The following is a 2,656-nucleotide window of genomic DNA, read 5'->3' as shown; positions in this document are numbered from 1 at the left end:
GTTCAGTCGTCCTTTCGTCAATTCTTTATGTTATTACTATAACTCATTTTTACAAGGGGTTCGTTACCCACAAAGTACCTTACCTAAAGGTAACTTTTTATAATGCACCTACAAATTTGATTACCTTTCTTATTTCAGCATGCTTACGTTTAATGTAACATGGACTGTAATCCAAATCGTATGCTATTTGTTCTAATGTCATTCCATCAATGCATTTCATTTGGATTATTTTATTATCTAATCCTTCGGGTTCTGTTGCAAATTTTGATATATATAAATCTTTTTAGAACTTCATAATGCTTAAATTGAATTTCGTTGTTTTGCCTACAAAGAACTATCAAAATTAGTATACAAGGAAAAATATACATATTTATTTTGTCATTTATATATAAACGTGTACCTTTACGAACGATCTCGCACGCTCTATGTTCTAATTTAAAATACAGATTCTCTTTTCCCGTGGGTTCATGTTGTATTCACCTCCATTTCCTTTCTCATGCTGTATTCTCACGGCATTTTGAAAAGTCCACGCTTTTTCAATTCCTTATACAGATTACTCACATGACATCCTACTTCTTTTGCAATAGCTGGGTATTCTTCTCCCTGATTAAACAAAACGACTGCTTTTTCACACTTTTCGTTCCACTTCTCTTCTAGCGTTTTTACTTGTTTTGCTCGTTTTTTACGTTTGCGTACTCTCAATTTTTTCTACATCTCCTGTTATATTATTTTCATTTTTGCACAGGCTATAAACACCTGCATTGGTTACCTTTCTCGTATTTCTGTTTAAGACCCCATCACTCGGGATCTTTTTTACCACATATTCCCAAAAACTTATTTTACCTGCATAAACGGTGTCTCGCCACCACTCACTTGTAGTAACTTTTCATCCCATTTCTCGATCTTCTTGATTTCTACAATTTCAGGAGATAGCGATTGTTTTACCACCTCATTCGCTACCCTTTTATATCCTGATCCAGTTGAATCATCCTATCTGTTACTGGAAGTAACCCTTGCTCATCAATGTATTGTAAGTAATCAACTGACGCTCGTTCCGTCTGATCTACTAAGTATCCATACATATCAAAGTCTGCTCTTAGTATGGTTCTGGTGCAAATATAAAATAAAGGCTGAATCAGAAGATTATCTCTCCTTGTTCAGCCTTTATTATGTCGATTTGAAGTCATATCCACTTATAAGTGCGTTTGCAAGTATGTTTGTAAGTGGATTACTAATAACTTTATTGTTAGTTGTCGTATTGATCTAACCAAAAAGCAAATAATTCACTAACACTCATGTTATGGCTTCCTGCGATTTTACGGGCTTTTTCTTTATGAGACGGTGTAAACATAAGAGACATTTGTTCTTTTCTTTCTTTACCTTGTGGGATATTCATTGCAGGCTTTTTTGGTTTTAAAGTATTTTGGTTGTGTTCCTTCATTTTCTTTTCTTTCATTGCTTTATCAAATGCATTAAATTTATCCATACTCTATTTCTCCTTTAATTTGTTTTATCTGTTATTTCGATTATTTTTGAAAAGATATTATCAATATGCTCATAGAATTTTTGGTGTCTTTCTATATCCTTTTTACTCATTTTTTCTTTCATTTCAAAAATACTAGTATCTTCTAATAAAGTTTTTGCAAGTAGCTCTTTCTTTTGTATCATTCCTATATAATTCGGCTGTAATTCTACCATATCAATAAATTGTTTACTGCTATTTCCAATATGGTCAACTTTATTAGCAATTAAATAAGGTTTTGCTGTAACATATGTTTGACATGACGTAACATCTACTAGTTCGTTTTTTAAGTAGTCTATTGTATCCTCTAATTCTAACCAGGCTCGAAAGCCGTTTCGGGAAGGCTCGGAAACTCCAAGAACAATGTCTGCAACAGCTAAAAAGTTTGAAGTAACTAAACTTGTATCATTATGAGTATCAATAATCATGTAATCATATTTTTGTAACTTGTCCATATTATCAGCAATCCACATAAATAGTAACATGCAATTATTCTGTTTAGATTTTAAGTCAAGCATATTATCTTCTAATTGCGCTGAACTTTTGATAAAGTCAAGATGTCCTCCTACATTATGAATTTCTACTTTTTCTTTTGTAAAAACTCCCAAAATAGAAGATGGACTGTCACAAGAAAACGAAAAACTTAAATTACATGAACGATCACCATCAATTAGTAATACTTTTTTCTTTTTTACTTGTGTTAACCATTTGGATAAAGTGTATGAAATGGTTGATTTCCCTGTACCACCTTTATTTACGTTTACTGTGATAATTTTCATTTTAAAAATTCCCCTTTCTTTTTTTACTTCATTTCAGACTTTTATTTGTTTTGTTGTTTAATTATCCACTATAAGTACACTTATAAATGTACTTATAAGTGTTTATTTTCTTAGGTTTATTTTATTACATCTGCACTTGTAAGTGTATTTTTTCATAACAAAAATAGAAGTTATGATTATTACGTAAACATTTTAGAGGGTTCTGGTGCAAAAACTTCAAAATAACTGAAAGTCATCTTACAAACTTGGAAATACCGAAAGAATTACTTTAAAAAGGGTGTGTGATTAATATGTTAGATATTGTAATCCTTCTTTAGAAAATCATTATAAGCAAAATTATCTATACGCAAATAAC

At 31.1% G+C, this 2,656-nt stretch carries 3 protein-coding genes and 1 pseudogene; all 4 read right to left on the bottom strand.

Annotation, left to right across the window (positions count from 1 at the left end):
- Window positions 1-507: 507 nt before the first annotated feature.
- Complete coding sequence (locus CDB3_RS31395) at window positions 508-702, bottom strand: helix-turn-helix domain-containing protein (RefSeq protein WP_128857192.1); 195 nt, start codon at window positions 700-702, stop codon at window positions 508-510.
- A 132-nt stretch (window positions 703-834) separates the two neighbouring features.
- Window positions 835-1,109 (bottom strand): annotated as a pseudogene (locus CDB3_RS33215) (hypothetical protein); the annotation flags it as partial.
- 137 nt (window positions 1,110-1,246) lie between these two features.
- Window positions 1,247-1,486: a hypothetical protein gene (locus CDB3_RS31385; protein WP_128857191.1), complete on the bottom strand. Its 240-nt coding sequence runs from the start codon at window positions 1,484-1,486 to the stop codon at window positions 1,247-1,249.
- 14 nt (window positions 1,487-1,500) lie between these two features.
- Window positions 1,501-2,301 (bottom strand): ParA family protein, encoded by an 801-nt coding sequence (locus CDB3_RS31380; RefSeq protein WP_128857190.1) that lies wholly within the window; start codon window positions 2,299-2,301, stop codon window positions 1,501-1,503.
- Window positions 2,302-2,656 lie beyond the last annotated feature (355 nt).

Source organism: Bacillus sp. CDB3 (genome assembly GCF_002081505.1).
Taxonomy (GTDB): Bacteria; Bacillota; Bacilli; order Bacillales; family Bacillaceae_G; genus Bacillus_A; species Bacillus_A cereus_AT.
This window is presented reverse-complemented; position numbering and strand designations above follow the sequence as displayed.

Coding starts and splice junctions, on each gene's coding strand:
- CDB3_RS31385 (WP_128857191.1), bottom strand. CDS start 1,486: ATGGATAAATTTAATGCATTTGATAAAGCAATGAAAGAAAAGAAAATG.
- CDB3_RS31380 (WP_128857190.1), bottom strand. CDS start 2,301: ATGAAAATTATCACAGTAAACGTAAATAAAGGTGGTACAGGGAAATCA.